Annotated in this window: 17 protein-coding genes and 1 other RNA gene; 3 read left to right on the plus strand and 15 right to left on the minus strand. The window is 38.5% G+C overall.

Features of this window, described 5'->3' with window-relative positions; genetic code table 11:
• Positions 1 to 5: 5 nt before the first annotated feature.
• Genes FAX86_RS07280 through FAX86_RS07300 form a run of 5 tightly spaced genes read right to left on the minus strand, consistent with a single transcriptional unit; the run spans position 6 to position 5,394 of the window.
• Positions 6 to 1,181, minus strand: a complete 1,176-nt coding sequence (locus tag FAX86_RS07280; RefSeq protein ID WP_144392673.1) for a glycosyltransferase family 4 protein — start codon at positions 1,179 to 1,181, stop codon at positions 6 to 8.
• A gap of 13 nt (positions 1,182 to 1,194) precedes the next feature.
• Positions 1,195 to 2,454 carry an O-antigen ligase family protein gene (locus FAX86_RS07285; protein WP_144392674.1) on the minus strand — a complete coding sequence of 420 codons (1,260 nt, stop codon included), beginning with the start codon at positions 2,452 to 2,454 and terminating at the stop codon, positions 1,195 to 1,197.
• Positions 2,455 to 2,459: 5 nt separating this feature from the next.
• On the minus strand, positions 2,460 to 3,476 hold the full coding sequence (locus tag FAX86_RS07290) for a polysaccharide deacetylase family protein (protein WP_144392675.1): 1,017 nt from the start codon (positions 3,474 to 3,476) through the stop codon (positions 2,460 to 2,462).
• A gap of 12 nt (positions 3,477 to 3,488) precedes the next feature.
• Entirely contained in the window at positions 3,489 to 4,523 is a 1,035-nt protein-coding gene (locus tag FAX86_RS07295) for a FemAB family XrtA/PEP-CTERM system-associated protein (RefSeq protein ID WP_144392676.1), read from the minus strand.
• Between the two features lies 1 nt (position 4,524).
• Complete coding sequence (locus tag FAX86_RS07300; RefSeq protein ID WP_144392677.1) at positions 4,525 to 5,394, minus strand: XrtA system polysaccharide deacetylase; 870 nt, start codon at positions 5,392 to 5,394, stop codon at positions 4,525 to 4,527.
• A 155-nt stretch (positions 5,395 to 5,549) separates the two neighbouring features.
• Here FAX86_RS07300 and FAX86_RS07305 point away from each other — a divergent pair, with 155 nt between their 5' ends.
• Positions 5,550 to 6,686, plus strand: coding sequence for a DegT/DnrJ/EryC1/StrS family aminotransferase (locus tag FAX86_RS07305; protein WP_144392678.1), 1,137 nt, complete (start codon positions 5,550 to 5,552; stop codon positions 6,684 to 6,686).
• 3 nt (positions 6,687 to 6,689) lie between these two features.
• On the opposite strand, the gene FAX86_RS07310 is transcribed toward FAX86_RS07305, so the two are convergent.
• The 5 genes from FAX86_RS07310 to FAX86_RS07330 all read right to left on the minus strand — a co-directional run bounded on the left by FAX86_RS07310 (position 6,690) and on the right by FAX86_RS07330 (position 11,720).
• Entirely contained in the window at positions 6,690 to 8,018 is a 1,329-nt protein-coding gene (locus FAX86_RS07310; RefSeq protein WP_144392679.1) for a hypothetical protein, read from the minus strand.
• A gap of 2 nt (positions 8,019 to 8,020) precedes the next feature.
• A complete protein-coding gene (locus FAX86_RS07315) occupies positions 8,021 to 8,845 on the minus strand; it encodes a CpsD/CapB family tyrosine-protein kinase (protein ID WP_144392680.1) in 825 nt (274 codons plus the stop codon).
• A gap of 2 nt (positions 8,846 to 8,847) precedes the next feature.
• A complete protein-coding gene (locus FAX86_RS07320) occupies positions 8,848 to 10,383 on the minus strand; it encodes an XrtA system polysaccharide chain length determinant (RefSeq protein WP_144392681.1) in 1,536 nt (511 codons plus the stop codon).
• Positions 10,384 to 10,404: 21 nt separating this feature from the next.
• A complete protein-coding gene (locus tag FAX86_RS07325; RefSeq protein WP_144392682.1) occupies positions 10,405 to 11,022 on the minus strand; it encodes an XrtA/PEP-CTERM system exopolysaccharide export protein in 618 nt (205 codons plus the stop codon).
• 440 nt (positions 11,023 to 11,462) lie between these two features.
• A complete protein-coding gene (locus FAX86_RS07330; protein WP_144392683.1) occupies positions 11,463 to 11,720 on the minus strand; it encodes an acyl carrier protein in 258 nt (85 codons plus the stop codon).
• Between the two features lie 182 nt (positions 11,721 to 11,902).
• Between FAX86_RS07330 and serA the strand changes: the two genes are divergently transcribed.
• The gene (gene serA / locus FAX86_RS07335; RefSeq protein ID WP_144393216.1) at positions 11,903 to 13,132 is read left to right on the plus strand and encodes a phosphoglycerate dehydrogenase; all 1,230 of its coding nucleotides are present in this window, start codon (positions 11,903 to 11,905) and stop codon (positions 13,130 to 13,132) included.
• 56 nt (positions 13,133 to 13,188) lie between these two features.
• Here serA and rpiA read toward each other — a convergent pair whose 3' ends face one another.
• Complete coding sequence (gene rpiA, locus FAX86_RS07340) at positions 13,189 to 13,848, minus strand: ribose-5-phosphate isomerase RpiA (RefSeq protein ID WP_144392684.1); 660 nt, start codon at positions 13,846 to 13,848, stop codon at positions 13,189 to 13,191.
• A gap of 316 nt (positions 13,849 to 14,164) precedes the next feature.
• Here rpiA and FAX86_RS22175 point away from each other — a divergent pair, with 316 nt between their 5' ends.
• A complete protein-coding gene (locus tag FAX86_RS22175) occupies positions 14,165 to 14,305 on the plus strand; it encodes a hypothetical protein (RefSeq protein ID WP_164503496.1) in 141 nt (46 codons plus the stop codon).
• A 59-nt stretch (positions 14,306 to 14,364) separates the two neighbouring features.
• Here FAX86_RS22175 and FAX86_RS07345 read toward each other — a convergent pair whose 3' ends face one another.
• The 4 genes from FAX86_RS07345 to FAX86_RS07360 form a co-directional block, all read right to left on the minus strand.
• Entirely contained in the window at positions 14,365 to 14,973 is a 609-nt protein-coding gene (locus FAX86_RS07345) for a 5-formyltetrahydrofolate cyclo-ligase (RefSeq protein WP_144392685.1), read from the minus strand.
• An 11-nt stretch (positions 14,974 to 14,984) separates the two neighbouring features.
• Positions 14,985 to 15,167, minus strand: a non-coding RNA gene (gene ssrS / locus FAX86_RS07350) — 6S RNA.
• A gap of 6 nt (positions 15,168 to 15,173) precedes the next feature.
• Positions 15,174 to 15,488 (minus strand): cell division protein ZapA, encoded by a 315-nt coding sequence (locus FAX86_RS07355; RefSeq protein WP_164503497.1) that lies wholly within the window; start codon positions 15,486 to 15,488, stop codon positions 15,174 to 15,176.
• Between the two features lie 6 nt (positions 15,489 to 15,494).
• Positions 15,495 to 15,695 (minus strand): TIGR02449 family protein, encoded by a 201-nt coding sequence (locus FAX86_RS07360; protein ID WP_144392687.1) that lies wholly within the window; start codon positions 15,693 to 15,695, stop codon positions 15,495 to 15,497.
• Positions 15,696 to 15,767: the final 72 nt, after the last annotated feature.

The raw sequence follows: 15,767 nt of genomic DNA on the forward strand, positions 1-15,767 counted from the left end.
GCTAATTAAGAGCTCTGATTAGCTTTTATAACGTCGTTATAAAAACTTGATACATTATTAATAAATGCTTCATCACTATAAGAGGCTTTAGCGAAGACTTCGGCGTTCTTTCCGAGTTTTTTTCTAAGTGAATCGTCATCAATGAGCGTTCTTAAGCGTTCGGCTAGTTCATCAATGTTTTCGCTCTCAAACATCAAACCATTTTGACCATTGGAAAACACTTCACCTAAACCACCAACATCGCTCACGATACAAGGTTTTCTAGCCATCATTGCTTCTTTTATTACCCTGGGAAAGCCTTCGGTTCTTGAAGCGCATAATACGATGCCAGTTTTTCCAACATACTCTTCCATGAGCTTTCTATCTATGGGGGTTAAGCGAGTTATTCGTTTATGCCCATTAATATGCTTTTCAATCAATTCCTTTTCATTGTCGGGATAATATCCTAGTATTTCCAATTGCCAATCTGGATATTTGTCAGAAACTTCTTTAAAAGCTGCTATCGCAATATCAATACCTTTTACATCGAATGGAAACCCAATAATTGATATGGTTTTATTCTCATCGATAAACTTAAAATTTCTAATGTTTAAATAGTTAGGGTAAACTTTGACTTGCTTATTTTTTGTATGTTTTTTTGCCCAATCTATTTGTGTTTTATACAATAATTTGATGCCTGCGCAGTGTTTAAAAACGAATTTTTGCGTTCGTATAGCTAACTTGCGTTTTAGACTACGCCAGTATTTATTTTTAATATGACTGAAATTAGTCCAGTCAGTGTAGTCACCGTTAACTTCGACTACCAAAGGTACTTTTGTGAGCTTTGAGACAAGAACACCCATCACACCGGTTGTTAGTGGGTCATAAGTTACAATTAAATCTAAATCTTTATTCTGTTTGACTCGCTTTCTTGCATAATAAGCAGAAAATAGAAATGTCCTAAGAAGCATAATTATTTTAAGTAACCAGCGAATATAGCGAGCAATTAATTTCGGTGCCGATAAGATTGGAAAAACCTTGATCTTTACATCATCGTATTGATAGTCACCTTGATCTCCGAATGTAATTACTTGACCGCGAAAGTTTTTAGAAATTAATTCACACTTGTGCTTATAGAGATTCTCTATATTATATTTGTAACCTGTTTCTATAAATAAAACATACGGTTTACTATCAACCATTAACTATTCCGATTTAACTATTTTGAATTTTAAGCAAAATATTATTTTTATATATTCTATGACTGACTAAAGTCATACCCAACAAGTACCAAATAAAGGGATAATACAAAACCGATATAAATGCTCCCGCAATTAAAAAACCAATGAGTGAACATAAGTAGGCACTGAACAATAAATAAAACTTTTTGAATTCAGTTACATCAAGATGGCTTGAAAGTGACTTTCTAACGTCTCGGCAGCGATTATAAATCACTTTTATTACAGCAAAAAATAAAATCGTTCCAAGCGTTCCAAGTTCTGGTAAAACTGTAAAATAAACAGAGTGTGCTGCTCTTCCCCCCATAAAACGGCGGCCAGGCTCCCACATTGGACTCATTTCATAGTAAAAATGGTTGGTCCAAGGATAGTTTGCAGCACCTGTGCCAAAAAACGGATTCTCCAGATACATCACCCAACCAATACTCCAAGACCATAAGCGTTCATCAGCGGTTGAATCTTCTGTATTAGTTATACCAGCCATGTCACTAATATAATCGGGTGGAAGCATACTAATTATTGTTCCACCGATGATGGCGGTACAGAGTAAAATTAAGAGTCCATTTTTTACCGGGCGTTTAGACATTAATGTAAACATACCAATTACGGCAACTAACCCCAGTAGACCACCTCTAGACTGAGTAACCAAAATAGCAGTAAGTATGATTATTGCTGCTAAAGTTATTAAGGCCTTTTGTTTTTTTGTTATATTGTCCATAAAAAGGCCGAAATAGGCATAGGGTAAAGCCATAATTAAGGCAAGACAGACGTCATTTTCATCACGCATGTATCCACCTGGTCCAGTACCGCCATTTCTTATTACGACTAGAGCAAGCATTACATTTGCGATTAACCAAAAAAATATAAACTTTTCTAATTTTTCTTGATTATTGAGTATTGCCGCTAGCGGGAAAACAAATGATAAGCCTATCCAGAATAAGAGCATGCTAGCGCCATAAGTTGCTCTAGTATTGGTGGCATAAAGAATGGATGCAGATACTAACACCCAAAATAGAATAAATAATATGTAGCCTTTATCTTGTCTTAAGTAGCTTTTTTTCTCGATAACAAAAATGAACGATAGCGCTAAAGTAAGAAGCATTGGGAAGCTAAACATACCTAAACCAGGTATGAAGTCTTGAGGTTTCACCAAGTCAAAAAAGACGAAAGCTATCAAAATGATAAAATACCATTTTGGATTGTCTTTTTTTTCATTTAGAAAAACGTCACTATCCATAATTATTAATCACAAAACAAAGCAGGCAAAATAAGTTTGGATTTGAAAAAAGACATCGGCATGTTGTAATCAACATGAATTCGACCTAGTGAAAATTTACTTCGATTATCAACACCATCGATATACGAAAAACCTATCTTATAGTTTGCTTTCTCTACTTCTTGCTCTACATTTTTTGATGTTGACTCTCTCTGGCCAACTGGATAAGCAATGGAATCTACCTTCTGGTTTAACTCCGACTCGATTCTCTTTTTGGATTCTATCAGCTCGATCTTTAATTGCTCTGGACTAATAGTCGATAAAATAGGATGTGATAATGTGTGTGAACCAAAGTCCATTCCAGAATCATTCATTTCTCGAATATTATCCCAAGTCATAGGCATGCTTAAATGTTTAAAGTTATCCATTTTTTCTAACGTAGATTTATTGAGAGCAAATAAATCTTCTAAAGTATTCTGGCGTTCAGAGTTAGATAATAACTTTAAAGCTTCAACTATTTCGGTATAAACTTCCTGTCTAGGTGTCTGTTGATTCAAACTGTATGTTTTTCCGAGAGATGGAATTTCGAGACTTTGTTTATGTGAGCATTTAATGATAAAGGCTAATTTTTCGTACCAAAGTACTTCATTATGATCGATGAAGTTAGTTGTTAAAAAGAAAGTTGCTGGAATATTAAGTGATTTTAAGATAGGAAAAGCCGTGGCGTAATTATCTGAAAATCCATCATCAAAAGTCACAAGTATCGGGTTTTTTATATTGAGCTTTTCCCCTTCAATATGTTGAATCATTTGTTGCATTGTTATTGGAGTATAATGTTTTTTTATGTACTCCATTTGCATCTGAAATTCGGCTGTTGTCGCGCTAACTAAATCGCTGTCGAAAGGATAGGTTTCGTCAATATCCATAACGCGATGATAAGTTAATATCGGAACTATCGGAAAGAACCTACTACGACTCCAGCGAAAAACTCGATGAAATCTGCTTGTCGTAAATAAATCTGAAATAATGTTTAATTTGCGCAACGTATTAGCACCTTATGGCAAATTCTTTACGACCAGAGGTCCAAGACGATTGGTAAAGCTCAATGGCAGTTTTTTCCATAAGTTAATGGCTAACTCAAATTTTTTATTTGAATGGTTCATTACTGGAATGTTTTCGCCTTCTTCTAGACTGTAGTGCCAGTAAAGTTGATGCTCTTCAGCACCCCATTGTTTTTTGAACTTTAATGTTCCTGCATCTTGGCCAGAGCGTCCAAAGTCAAAACGCTTGAATCCATTCTTAATGGCAGATTCTAATATATTCCAGTACATATACATATTAATTCCCAGTCGATTATATCGTCTAAGTGTAGACGCCCAGGGAATTTCTTGTTGTCCATTGTGTGATAATAGAAATGCTGCGCCAACGGGGGCATCATTAAGATAAACAATAGCAATAGAGGCTTTATCCGGAAACTTGTCGAAAATAGCCTGAAAGAGCTTCTTTGAGTACACCGGTGTTCCAAGATCTCTCATATTTTCACTGAAGACTGTGTAAAAATCGTTAATGAGTTCTTTTTCCCCTGTTTTAAACTCAACGCCTTCGCGAATTGGTCGTTTAACTTGGGCTCTACGTTTTGAACCTATTGCTTTCCACAAAGTACCTGGGTCTTCCGGTAAGTCTAATAACATCGTGACCTTGTCAGTTCTTACTGGCAAGTTATCACTAATATTCTCTTGGTGTCGATATTCAATGTGAGAGCAGCCTAGTTTTCGCCTTAGTTCTTCGGCATGCTGAAATAGTTTATCCGTTGCTTCATCGTCGACTGAGAAAATACCACCATAATTGAAAAATGGAATAGAAACCAGATAATTCCCGAATAGAAAACTTTTCAATTGTACAATTGGCAAGATAGCTAGAATTTTGTTGCTATTGTTTATTGCATATAAGTAATGCGTTTCATGCCCGAAAACCTCTTCGATAAGGTTTTTCCACTGAGACAGATGGTATAGGCTAGCATTATTCTCACTGACAAAACTATCCCAAGCTTGCGTATTGTCTTTATCGAGAGTCAATATTTTAATAGACATACTAATAGCTCACAGGCGTTAAGTTCGAATTATTTATAAGCTCAAGACTTTCTAGTTTTTCTTTCATTGTGCCAAACTTGAATTCATTAAGAAGTTTTCTGAGTCTTGTTTCGCAATGTTGAAGGTTGTTGTAATGGCGAAATTTAGAAAACCAACTGACTTCAACTTTCGGCTGTTCAGGATCAATTTCCCAAGGGTGTAAGTAGAATACAAAAGATTCATTTTTCCGACGTTGTCGGCGATATATCATTCTCGAAAGCCAATAAGGATATAGGCGAAAGTAACCTCCGCCAGCTATAGGAATGGTTTGACCGAATGCTTTTATCGTCGACAATGGATATTCCAAAATAGTTGATCCATTTGGTGTTTTAACCAAATGAGGCTGAGTTGGGGCATTAGGTATTCCATACCGATCGTGGACGATGGGAAATATGCTGGAATCGTAGGTAAATCCTACTTCTGCCAATATATCGAGCGCCCATAATGATTTTTTCGTAATTGAGTAGCTTGCTGCTCGATATCCTAAAACTTCTTCTCCACACAAATCTTCCAATATCGCTTTAGAACGAAAAGTTTCATCTTTAAAAACTTCGGGAGACTGCTCATAGATAAGTTGGTGGCTATAGCCGTGACTTGCTACTTCATGACCTCGTCGGTGAATTTCTTTGATCAGTTCGGGATATCTCTCTGCAACCCAGCCGAGTATGAAGTGAGTGACCTTTACATTGTACTCATCGAAAATATCTAATAAACGCAGGGTATTATTTTCGACCCTTGTCGGAATTTTTTCCCATTCATCGGTATGAATAGTTTCAGCCAAGGCTGCTACTTGAAAGTAGTCTTCTACATCAATTGAGAGGATGTTTTGCATGAATGTTCTTTCCCTATAACTGCCAACAAACAACACTTGTCCTGTGCGGTGTAAATCTTAAGGTTCTTTACTTTTAAGTAAACTGTATTGAACCTAAATTATATAATAAAATGATGGTCTGTATAAGGGTAATTCAGCGTTAACAAGGATATTTTGTGTTTTGTGAACTAACTCCCGTTGGTGATTCTTTACGAGTGACGAAAGGCCAGTTTCAGTGTGATGTATTTCACCCTTTTGATGTATTTGGTTTTGATAGTGGTACATCGGCGCTCGCTGCAGCCATAATAGCAGTAAAAGAAAGTGCTCAACAGATAGCTGAGCCGGAAGTTATTGTGCCTGGATATACCTGTCCTGATGTCCTCAGTGCCTGTCAGTTTGCAGGTGTAAAAGTTAAATTGATCGATTTTGAAGAGAACTTACCTTTTATAAACCTTTCTAAGCTCCTCGATACTGTAAATTCATCAACGATAGCGGTAATTGCTATCAACTTTCTCGGTATACCTGAGCGTATTATCGATATCAAAAGAACGTTGAGCAAAACGAATGTTGTTGTTATAGAAGATAGTGCTCAAGGTATGCCTCTTGGTAATGTTGATAATTACTGGAAAGGTGATCTGGTGACTTTAAGTTTTGGACGGGGTAAACCACTTGGCCTTCTTGGCGGCGGCGCTGTTTTAAAGTCAAAGTCCAGTAAATTTGAAGTGGAGAATAGCAATGTTGTTAATGAGTCAGCACTCGCTAAAACTAAATACCTACTAAAACGGTCAATTATTAAAGTATTATCGATTCCTGCATTCTATTTTTGGGTAACAAAGTTGCCTTTTTTAAAGCTTGGAGAAACTAAATATAAGAAACTAATTGAAATAAATCCGCTTTCAGAGATTATCGCATCGAGATTATCAAGCGCTATCGTCGGTTATCAGTCATTAGACGATCACCAGGACGAGCTGCATAAAATGATTTCCCAACATAAAGACAAAGGACTTATCGATTTTTATTCATTAATTCCTTCTGATATCGGTCACGTAATCCGCTATCCGGTTTTATTGCCAAGTGAACAAAAGCGAGATGAATTGTATACAGAATTACAATCTAAAGGCCTGGGCGCATCGAAAATGTATCAAAAATCGTTGATTGAATTTTCAGATATACCGAATGATTTAATTTTAGGTGAGTCTGATTTAGAGAATGCGAAGTCATTCGCTCGACGGTTGATAACGTTAGCTTGTCACAATGGAGTCACTAAAAGACATCTAGATGCAATGAATCATTGCATTAGTCAAGTCTTTTAGTTATCACCACTGGCCTCGATCTCGATATACGAAGCCCAGCGTAAAGTATTCGCTCGTATTGGGAATTATTCCTAAATTACGATCCAATTGTTTAGCTTCTCGCTTTTCAAACGTGCTATAGAATGAAAGTGTCGATGATGAAACGTGGTCATAGCGAATAAATGACTGTTTTATTCGATTTTCCTCAATCGAGTTACCAATAATATTGAAATCTGTTTCGGTATCGGAGTACCGAAAAGTCAGCAGTCTTTGTAGAGGAGAGCTCAGTAAACGGGATAGTGATGTTGACAAGGTTATATCATGGCCTCTTCTAATTTCATCGTTATCAGCAAAGATTCCAAAAAGATTCGTTTCAAATATTTGCGCTCTAAAAGAGACCAGCCCGGTATTGTATTCGTATTGAAATGTTCCTGATTCTGACCTTTGTGCTCGAAACAAAGCATTCGCCTGAGGATTAATAGAAATGGTTCCTGAGGCTGCATTGATATTGATTAAGTTCGCTACTCCTTCAAACAGCTCTAGGGTTACCGATTGTCGGCTATTCATTTGTCGATTCCAGGAAAAGCGCATTTGTTCCTCTGATGCTTTTTGACCCGAGGCGCCATCGACGTTAGAGTTACCAAGATCTAATTGCATTTCATTTGTTGCATTAACAACTACCCAGCGTAAAATTTGATCTGACTGGCGAAAATCGAAAGTATTAACTTGTTCATCGTTATCATAGTCGTTGTCAGTTTCTTGAAGGACTAAGGAAAGTCGATTAGTTGCATTAATTTGACGGTTTAATGAAAAAGATGCTGACTGCGCCGTTCTTGAGTTATCAACTTGAGCGACAATTGGTCCACTGTCTTCAACCTGGTAATCAATGTGTTGATAATTCAAATTTATGTCTGTTTGTGAATCCAATCGGACAAAATAATTTGGAGAAAACGCCACAGTCTGACTATCTCTTAAATTGTTAACTTCTTCTGTTTGAAACCGATTTGCAGGTACTTGAGAAAGATCTCCAAATAACATTAGTGAAAAGTTAGTGTCTTTTGGTTGATAGGTCGACTCTAATCTAATATTTGATCGAGTTTCATCAGCTAACTCATCATTATCGTAATTCAATCGAGACAAACTACTGGCAAAATCAATTTGCCAGTCATATAAGTTTTCATCTGAAATATCAAATGTTAAGTCTGCCTGATAGACACTGCCTTCCTGGCCATCTGGGCGCTGAGTTACATTAGTGCTAGAAGAGCCAGAGGTTCCTAAAGAGTACTCATACTCAGTCGCGAGTGCTGAGTGTGATAACAAAAGCACTGCAATCCATTTATATTTTCTATCCATAGTTAAAAGTTATTCAGTAATAATCCAGCGAGTTTTTCTTGGCCGACAGTTACAGAAGCCTTTAAGATATCTTCTTGCGAACATTCACCGTAGGGTACGACGAGAACAACTTGGTCGCAAAGTTCAACGAGTATTCTTGCATCGGCAGAGTCTAAAATACTAGGTGCATTGATTATTGGGAAGCGATCGGGATATCGAGATACTAATTCAGAAATAAATTCGTGCATTTTGTCCGATGTAAAATACTCAGCTGAATTTTCTCTTTTAAGACCACTTGGCACCATACGAAGCCGGGGCACACGAGTTTTATGTAAATAACTTGCACTATCTTGGCTATCGTCTTCCAGAAAATCAATCAATCCTTGCTGGTCCCCAAGATCAAATACTGAATTTAACCGAGGATTATGAATGTCAGCCTCAATTAACATTGAAGTTTTTGCCTCATCTAAAGCAAATGTTGCTGCTAGATTTGCACTGATTAGATAACTTTCTTTATCGGGAACTACCGGAGCTACCAGAGTAACAAAGTTATCTTTATCGCAGCTGGCTAAAAGTCGTGTACGTAAATTTCTGAAACTATCCAGTAGTTTACTGTTTGCCATATTCGAAAAAATCAGGCGTCTTTCTGCAAGCTCTTTCGCAGAGTACTTTTCAACTTGCGCCATATTGGAAATACTTTTCCTTGATGTCACGAGTTGCTGTGTGTCTTTACGTTGGACATTGACTGGCTCTGAATATGCAGTTTGTTCAGCCGCTTTTTCAATGAGAGACTCTTCTTTCTTTTCCTTCTCGAGCGACTTTAAAAAGGCTTTTTCTACTGTGCTCATGATTAACCTCTCATTCTTAAGTAGATCGCAATACCATATACGGTCCATACAGCGACAACGGTCATTACCATAAAGGACATTTTTAGGATTGCGGATTTCTGATCGCCAGGTGCTGTTGGCGGATGAACAGACGATAGCACCGGAATTTTAAAAATATTTTGAACTTGAAGCTCTGTTCGAATTTTTTTGTCGAGTAGCGTAAGTCCGAATACTAGACCCACGGGTAACATAAAACTGATTGCTAGCCCGGCTAAGATAATGTGAGCAAATCTAAGACCTTTTGGGGTAACCGGGATAAAAGCGGGATCTTGAACTTTCATTGATAGTCCCTGCTTTTCTTTATCGATATTCATCGATATTCGAGCATTCTCTCGTTGACTCAAAAGTTCTTGATACATATTTTGATTAACTGTGTAATCACGTGTTAGTTCCGAAATTTCCGCTTCTACAGCGTTTATGTTGTCAAGAGTTTCTCGTTCTTTATTAATCAAATTGAGCAATTGCTGACTTCTAGCCTTTAATGAAGCAATCGTATTTTCTGTATTTAAAATTTGAGTTCTTAAAGTTCTTGCTGTTTCGCCTGTAGGTGCTTCGACAATACGATCGTTTTTTGAACGAGTTCGTAATATAACTTCGTCGGCAACTTGATCTTTCAGCTCTTTAATTTGACCTTTAAGCTGAACAATATCGGGATAAGTATCATGATAATTAAGTTTAAGATCGGCTAGACGAGTTTCTAACTGAGTAATCCTTTCATTTAATACGTTTTCTCGCTCGATACTTGCTTTATTGTGAAACCCACTTTGTCCAGTAATCTGCTTGGTCATTGTTTCAAGCGAAGACTCTTGTGTTGATATTTCAATTTCTACCGTTTCGAGGTCTCGCTTTAATTCTATTAATCGAGCATTTGCATTATTTTTAGCATTTTCAGAAGCATCGATATTTTTTGAACGAAAGTCTTTTATTGCTTGCTCAGCGTTTTTCAGCTTCTCATGATAAACTTCAACTTGATTATTAATAAACTCGAATGCTGAGCGACTTTCATTTTGTTTTGCTGCAAGACTTTCATCGATAAAAATTTCCGTCATTAACTTTGTTGTTTCATAAGCAACCATTGGATCAGTGTGACTATAAGAAATCTCTATTAAGTTACGATCGGCGTTTCTGACCATCGTTTGTCGCTTTATATATTCTGCAAGCTTGCTCATGTCTTTAGTACTAAGTTCATTTTTATGAATTGCTTGCCATGTATCAGACTCTAGTACTTGATTCATCACTCGCTGACTAAAGATAACCTTGCTGGCAATAGTTGCCCTGTCTTGAACACCGGTGGTGACGGCTGTGCCTGACATCAGGGGTCTTAGAATGTTCTGTTGGTCAACTTCAATACTGCTGGATGAAGTATAAATTCGTGGCCACGTCCAAGCTGCAACAAGGAACACTGCAGAAGTAAAAACATAGAGAAAAATCACCAGTCGGCGGTGTTTCCATATTTCTTTTTGAACGACTCGAATGGTTGATGTAATTTCCGGGCTCATTATTCGCTATCCATAAAAAAGTTAAAAGACACGCTCAGGTATTGAGAGGATGTCTCCTGGCTGAAGTGAAAAATTAGTGGACATATCGCCATCGTTTAAAATATCTTCTAATTCGATTTGAATTGTCTTCACTTCATCATCGACTCGGCGGAAAAGCTTCGTTCGATTGGCTGCAGCAAACTCATTAAGTCCACCAGCTTCTAAGATTGCATCAAGTACCGTCATACCTTGTCGAAAACTCATAGATAGAGGAGTTCTAACAGCGCCTGTTACTCGTATCCTCGATAAGAACTCATGGCTGTTAAGTTGCTCCAGAATAACGGCTACTTGTGGATCTTTAATGAATCTTGAAAGCTTCTGGGTGATTTCTTTAGAAACATCAACAGGAGTTTTCCCTCCCGCGACAATCTCGCCCACGAGAGGCACAGAAATTCGACCATCAGGTCTAACTGGAACGGTTATTGAGAGATCGGGATTTTTCCAGACATTAACTGTGACGACATCATCAACACCGATGTAATACTGGTCGACAAGTAACGCGGTGTTGCTGGGAGCTGGATTTATTCCTGCAACTTCAGTTGGTTGGGTACTGCATCCTGCCAAGATGAAGGTTAGTAGGGCGATGGCAAAAACTTTCATTTATTCATTCCTTGTTTCTTAACTATAGTCATATAAATCAAAGTGTTAGGGTCGCATTGCTTATTCCAAATGACCCTCATCAGTAAGTTATTATCATAATTATAGCTAAAGAGTAGACAGAATAATCTTCAGCATATCTCAAAATGAAGAAAGAAATAAAAGAGTTGGTTGAAAATGTTTAAAAGACGGGTTGCTTTTAAAGAGGATAGGTTGATCGCGATAACTTTACCGAAGACAGGCTGATAAAGTTGCTATCCATTGCACACTCACTCTACTTCCTTGTTCATTTAAAACTTTGACACTATTTTAAGCTGACTTTCAGGGCTTCATTTTCTGGTCTTCTGCCAATAGTTACGCATAGATGCTACTGTACTCGCAGAAGTTTTGTCAATAATTAGAAACTCGCTCTGACCAAGTTATCTTATTGAAATTTATAGTTTTTAGTTTGTGTGGTTCTCTACAAAGGTGATTAATGAGCCAACGGTCTCAAAGACTTCTGCAGACAGCTCGTCATCCTCAGCGGTAAATTCGAAAGTTTCTTCAAGTTGAGTTACGACTGCGACAATTGCCATTGAGTCGAATTCCGGAAAATTACCTAACAATGGCGTGTCTTCACTTAACTCTTCTGCAGACATGCTGAGTGATAAGGTGTCTATCAGTAGTTGCTTTGTGGTTTCTGAAATACTTGCGTTGCTCATAAAGTGGTCCTACAAAATTTGGCGCGATTTTAGCAGCTACCAGCAAAATTTGCACTTTCCAATTCAATCGACTTTTGGCAGTAACGTCAAATAACGGATCGTTTGGATCTATCTGTAGCTTTTTTAAAGCTTTTTTCTTAAGCTAAAAGCGAATATTCAATCAGGAAGTGTTTATTGTGGCTCTGCAAACGACATCATTTGATAAAAAGAAAATCAAAATTGCCTTATTAGAAGGTATCCATCCAAGCGCAACTAAGGTTTTTCATGCCGCGGGTTATGAAAACATAGTTTCAGCACCAAAATCATTGCCGAAAAAAGAGCTAATAGAGGTGTTGTCTGACACGCATTTTTTGGGCATTCGTTCGAGAACACAGGTGACTGAAGAATTGTTAGAGTACACCCCAAAACTTGCGGCAATAGGTTGTTTTTGTATTGGTACTAATCAGGTCGATCTTGACGCGACTCGCATCAAAGGAATACCGGTTTTTAATGCTCCTTTTGCCAATACTCGAAGTGTAGCTGAGTTAGTATTGGCAGAAATGATCTTGCTGCTCAGAGGTGTTCCCGCTAAAAATGCTGCTGCTCACCGTGGTGAGTGGTTGAAGTCGGCAACAGGTTCATATGAGGCAAGAGGAAAAACACTGGGTATTGTCGGTTACGGCCATATTGGAACTCAAATAGGAATACTGGCTGAAGGTTTGGGAATGAATGTTCAATATTATGATATTGAAAGTAAATTGGCTCTGGGCAATGCGATGCCAGTTGATAGTTATCATGAGTTACTGGAAACTTCGGATGTCGTAACTTTTCATGTGCCCGAAACTTCGCAAACCAAAAACTTGATGGATGAAGAAGCTTTCAGCCATCTGAAAGATGGCGCCATTTTAATTAATGCTTCTCGTGGCACGGTGGTTGATATTGCTGCTTTAGAATCTGCCTTATCCAGCGAAAAGGTTCGTGGAGCCGCGATAGACGTATTCCCAGTTGAGCCCAAGTCGAATCAGGAAGAGTTTGAGTCGCCCCTTAGACAGTTTGATAATGTTATTTTAACTCCTCATGTTGGCGGAAGTACGATAGAAGCTCAGGCAAATATTGGAATTGAGGTTAGCGAAAAACTTGTTAAATACAGTGACAATGGCTCCACCTTATCTTCGGTGAACATTCCCGAAGTTGCATTGCCTTCGCACGAAGGTAAGCATCGCATTTGCCATATGCATCGTAATATTCCAGGCATTTTGGCGAAGATAAATGACATTTTTTCTTCTAACCAAGTGAACATCGCTGCTCAATATCTCCAAACGGCCGGTGATATTGGTTATGTTGTTACTGATGTGGATAAATCATCGAGTGATGATGCTTATGAGGCGTTAAAAAATATAGAAGGAACTATTAAGAGTCGAATCTTGTACTAAATGGCTTTAGGTAATGATTTGTGAGGCCCAGATGTACGGGCCTCAATTTGAAACGACTAAGCTGTCATGGACTTGACACCATCTTTAGAGGCGAGAAGTAAAAAGTCTGCGCTTCGAGCTGCGAATAAGCCGTTGGTGACAACTCCAACAATTTGATTAATTTTTTCTTCCATTGCAATTGGCTCGAATATGTCTAAGTTATGGACATCAAGAATTTGGTTGCCGTTGTCTGTTACAAAGTCTTCTCGGTATACCGGATCTCCGCCAAGCTTAACGATTTCTCTGGCGACATGTGATCTTGCCATAGGAATAACTTCGATAGGCAAAGGGAAAGAACCTAATTTTTTAACCAATTTTGATTCGTCAGCTATGCATACAAATTTTTCTGCAACGGCTGCAATGATTTTTTCACGCGTTAATGCACCACCGCCACCTTTTATGAGTTGTAATAGGTGATTGCTTTCGTCTGCACCATCAATATATACCGGTACTCGATCTGCTGCCGACAATTCGTAAACCGTAATTCCATGTTGCCTTAGGCGAGCCGTTGAGGCTTCTGAGCTGGAAACAGCTCCGCGGATCAAATGTTTTTTTTCGGCTAAAGCATCGATAAAAAAGTTGACGGTCGAGCCAGTTCCGACACCAACAATCTCATCTTCTTCAATAAATTCGAGAGCTTTGATAGCGGCCTGTTTTTTTAACTCATCTTGAGACATGTGTTTTTGAACTCTTTATTTTTCGCGGTTAAAAACAATTATAAGCTTTTACGACAAGACCTTCGACTACTTCATTAACCGTGTTGCTTGTATAGTCAATAGATTGTATGTCTTTGGCGAAAAACAGATTTTTATAGGGCAGAAATTAGGGGTTGCATCGTAACAGTTGATCGGTGTAAAGTGAAACCCGCTGAACAATGTTTACACAAAAAACGAATAAATAACGGTTCGGTGGCTAGGGAAGTACGCAAATAAAAGGAGCTCTATCAATAATAAAATAAAATGACCCATAAAGAGTCAGGGTTTGGAGAGCACCATGAAAAAAAAGCCAGACATACTGGTTGTCTTGGCGGCAGTTTTGGGGTTGGGTATCGCAATATCGAGCGTCGGCAGTGCTAACAATCTTAGCGAAAAGTCAGACCCAAGCGATACACGAGCTGTTGAGATAAACCGGTAATTCAATATATACCCCCGCGCAAGTCGCGGGGTTTTTATTTTTCGGGCTTTTAAATTTTTTTAAGAAAACACCCAAACTTTTTCTGGCGTGGCAACCGCGTCTAGAGGAATATCCCAAGGCTCTATAGGCAATCTTTCAACTCGTTGTTGTTCGTAAGCGATTCCAACAAAAGATGGTCGCGTTTTATGCGTAATTAAATGTTCAAAAGTTCGGTCGTAAAATCCTCCTCCCATGCCGAGTCTTCCGCCATGAGAATCAAAGGCAACCAGCGGAAATAGAACAATATCAAGTCGACTTATTCTAAAGTGTTGATTCGGTGTTGTTACCGGTTCGAGAATTCCAAAGCGATTTTTTTTCAATTGAGTTGTTGTGGTAAATGGTGCGAACCATAATCGATTGGGAGGTAAGGGCCTTAGAATTGGAAGAAACGTTAACTTACCGTGATTTTGACTTGATATTAATGTTGGTTCGAGACTTAGTTCGCCATCTTGCGCTAAGTACCCAGCAACGTGTTTGGCTTCTGCAAATTTAGACCAGGCAAAAAGTTGCTGTTTTAATTGCTCTGAGAAGTAGTGCTGGCGACTTTCTAGTACTCGTCTTTTCTGTCGCATTTCGCGACGAATGTTACTTTTGAGCGATTGAGTGGAATCTTCACTAGAAGTGTTCATAAATTATAAACGCGCTACCCGGAATGCCGTTGCAGGTAAAAGCCCTAGAACCCAAGGCTCTAGGTGGGAATCTAAGTATCGGATCAGGCTTCCCGGTACATGCCGGGTTTGCACAACACCAATAACTGCCTGACTCCCAAAGACAGTATTATCGGCTCAAGGACGTTCTCTGCTCGCGAACATCCCAGGCAGCACTCTTGTTATGTTAACTCTAATTGGCTGTCGGATGCCAATACTTCTTCAATACGATACTTAAGTTGAGTTAAACGATTTGTGTCAACAGAGGACTTACCAGAGTTGTCATCACCATGAAGTAATTCAAACGCTAAATTCAACGCTGCCATTACCGCGATTCTTTCGGTTCCAACGACGCGGCCGCTATCGCGAATTTCTTTCATTCGACCATCCAGAAAGCGCGCTGCATCCATTAACTGATTACGTTGCTCTTCTTCAGCAGAAAATTGATACTCGCGCTCGAGAATGCGTAAGGTTACGGAATGATCGTTTTTACTCACGATTAACTACTCCATCGATTTTAGGCGAGAAACAATCGATTCTATTTTTTCTGTCGCCAATTTGTTTTTTTCCAACAGTCGAGCACGGTCGGCAATGAGCTCATCTTGTTTGAGCTTAAGAGAGCGATTTTCTTGTTGGAGCTGTTGAAAGCGTTTTAAAAGCTGATCAACTCGCCCTTCAAGTTGAGAAATTTCTGAATTTTCCATAGCAAGCTGTTGTTTTTACGGATGGTTTAAATATAGAGCTACGCGGAGATTGGGTCAATGATATAATCATCA

The sequence above is a fragment of the Pleionea sediminis genome (assembly GCF_007570825.1).
Classification (GTDB): domain Bacteria; phylum Pseudomonadota; class Gammaproteobacteria; order Enterobacterales; family Kangiellaceae; genus Pleionea; species Pleionea sediminis.

What these genes read in the sequence shown, in the direction of transcription:
- FAX86_RS07320 (WP_144392681.1), bottom strand. Translation starts at nt 10,383, where the DNA reads ATGAGCCCGGAAATTACATCAACCATTCGAGTCGTTCAAAAAGAAATA.
- FAX86_RS07325 (WP_144392682.1), bottom strand. Translation starts at nt 11,022, where the DNA reads ATGAAAGTTTTTGCCATCGCCCTACTAACCTTCATCTTGGCAGGATGC.
- FAX86_RS07300 (WP_144392677.1), bottom strand. Translation starts at nt 5,394, where the DNA reads ATGCAAAACATCCTCTCAATTGATGTAGAAGACTACTTTCAAGTAGCA.
- FAX86_RS22175 (WP_164503496.1), top strand. Translation starts at nt 14,165, where the DNA reads ATGAAAAAAAAGCCAGACATACTGGTTGTCTTGGCGGCAGTTTTGGGG.
- FAX86_RS07295 (WP_144392676.1), bottom strand. Translation starts at nt 4,523, where the DNA reads ATGTCTATTAAAATATTGACTCTCGATAAAGACAATACGCAAGCTTGG.
- FAX86_RS07310 (WP_144392679.1), bottom strand. Translation starts at nt 8,018, where the DNA reads ATGGATAGAAAATATAAATGGATTGCAGTGCTTTTGTTATCACACTCA.
- FAX86_RS07315 (WP_144392680.1), bottom strand. Translation starts at nt 8,845, where the DNA reads ATGAGCACAGTAGAAAAAGCCTTTTTAAAGTCGCTCGAGAAGGAAAAG.
- rpiA (WP_144392684.1), bottom strand. Translation starts at nt 13,848, where the DNA reads ATGTCTCAAGATGAGTTAAAAAAACAGGCCGCTATCAAAGCTCTCGAA.
- FAX86_RS07280 (WP_144392673.1), bottom strand. Translation starts at nt 1,181, where the DNA reads ATGGTTGATAGTAAACCGTATGTTTTATTTATAGAAACAGGTTACAAA.
- FAX86_RS07345 (WP_144392685.1), bottom strand. Translation starts at nt 14,973, where the DNA reads ATGAACACTTCTAGTGAAGATTCCACTCAATCGCTCAAAAGTAACATT.
- FAX86_RS07360 (WP_144392687.1), bottom strand. Translation starts at nt 15,695, where the DNA reads ATGGAAAATTCAGAAATTTCTCAACTTGAAGGGCGAGTTGATCAGCTT.
- FAX86_RS07330 (WP_144392683.1), bottom strand. Translation starts at nt 11,720, where the DNA reads ATGAGCAACGCAAGTATTTCAGAAACCACAAAGCAACTACTGATAGAC.
- FAX86_RS07285 (WP_144392674.1), bottom strand. Translation starts at nt 2,454, where the DNA reads ATGGATAGTGACGTTTTTCTAAATGAAAAAAAAGACAATCCAAAATGG.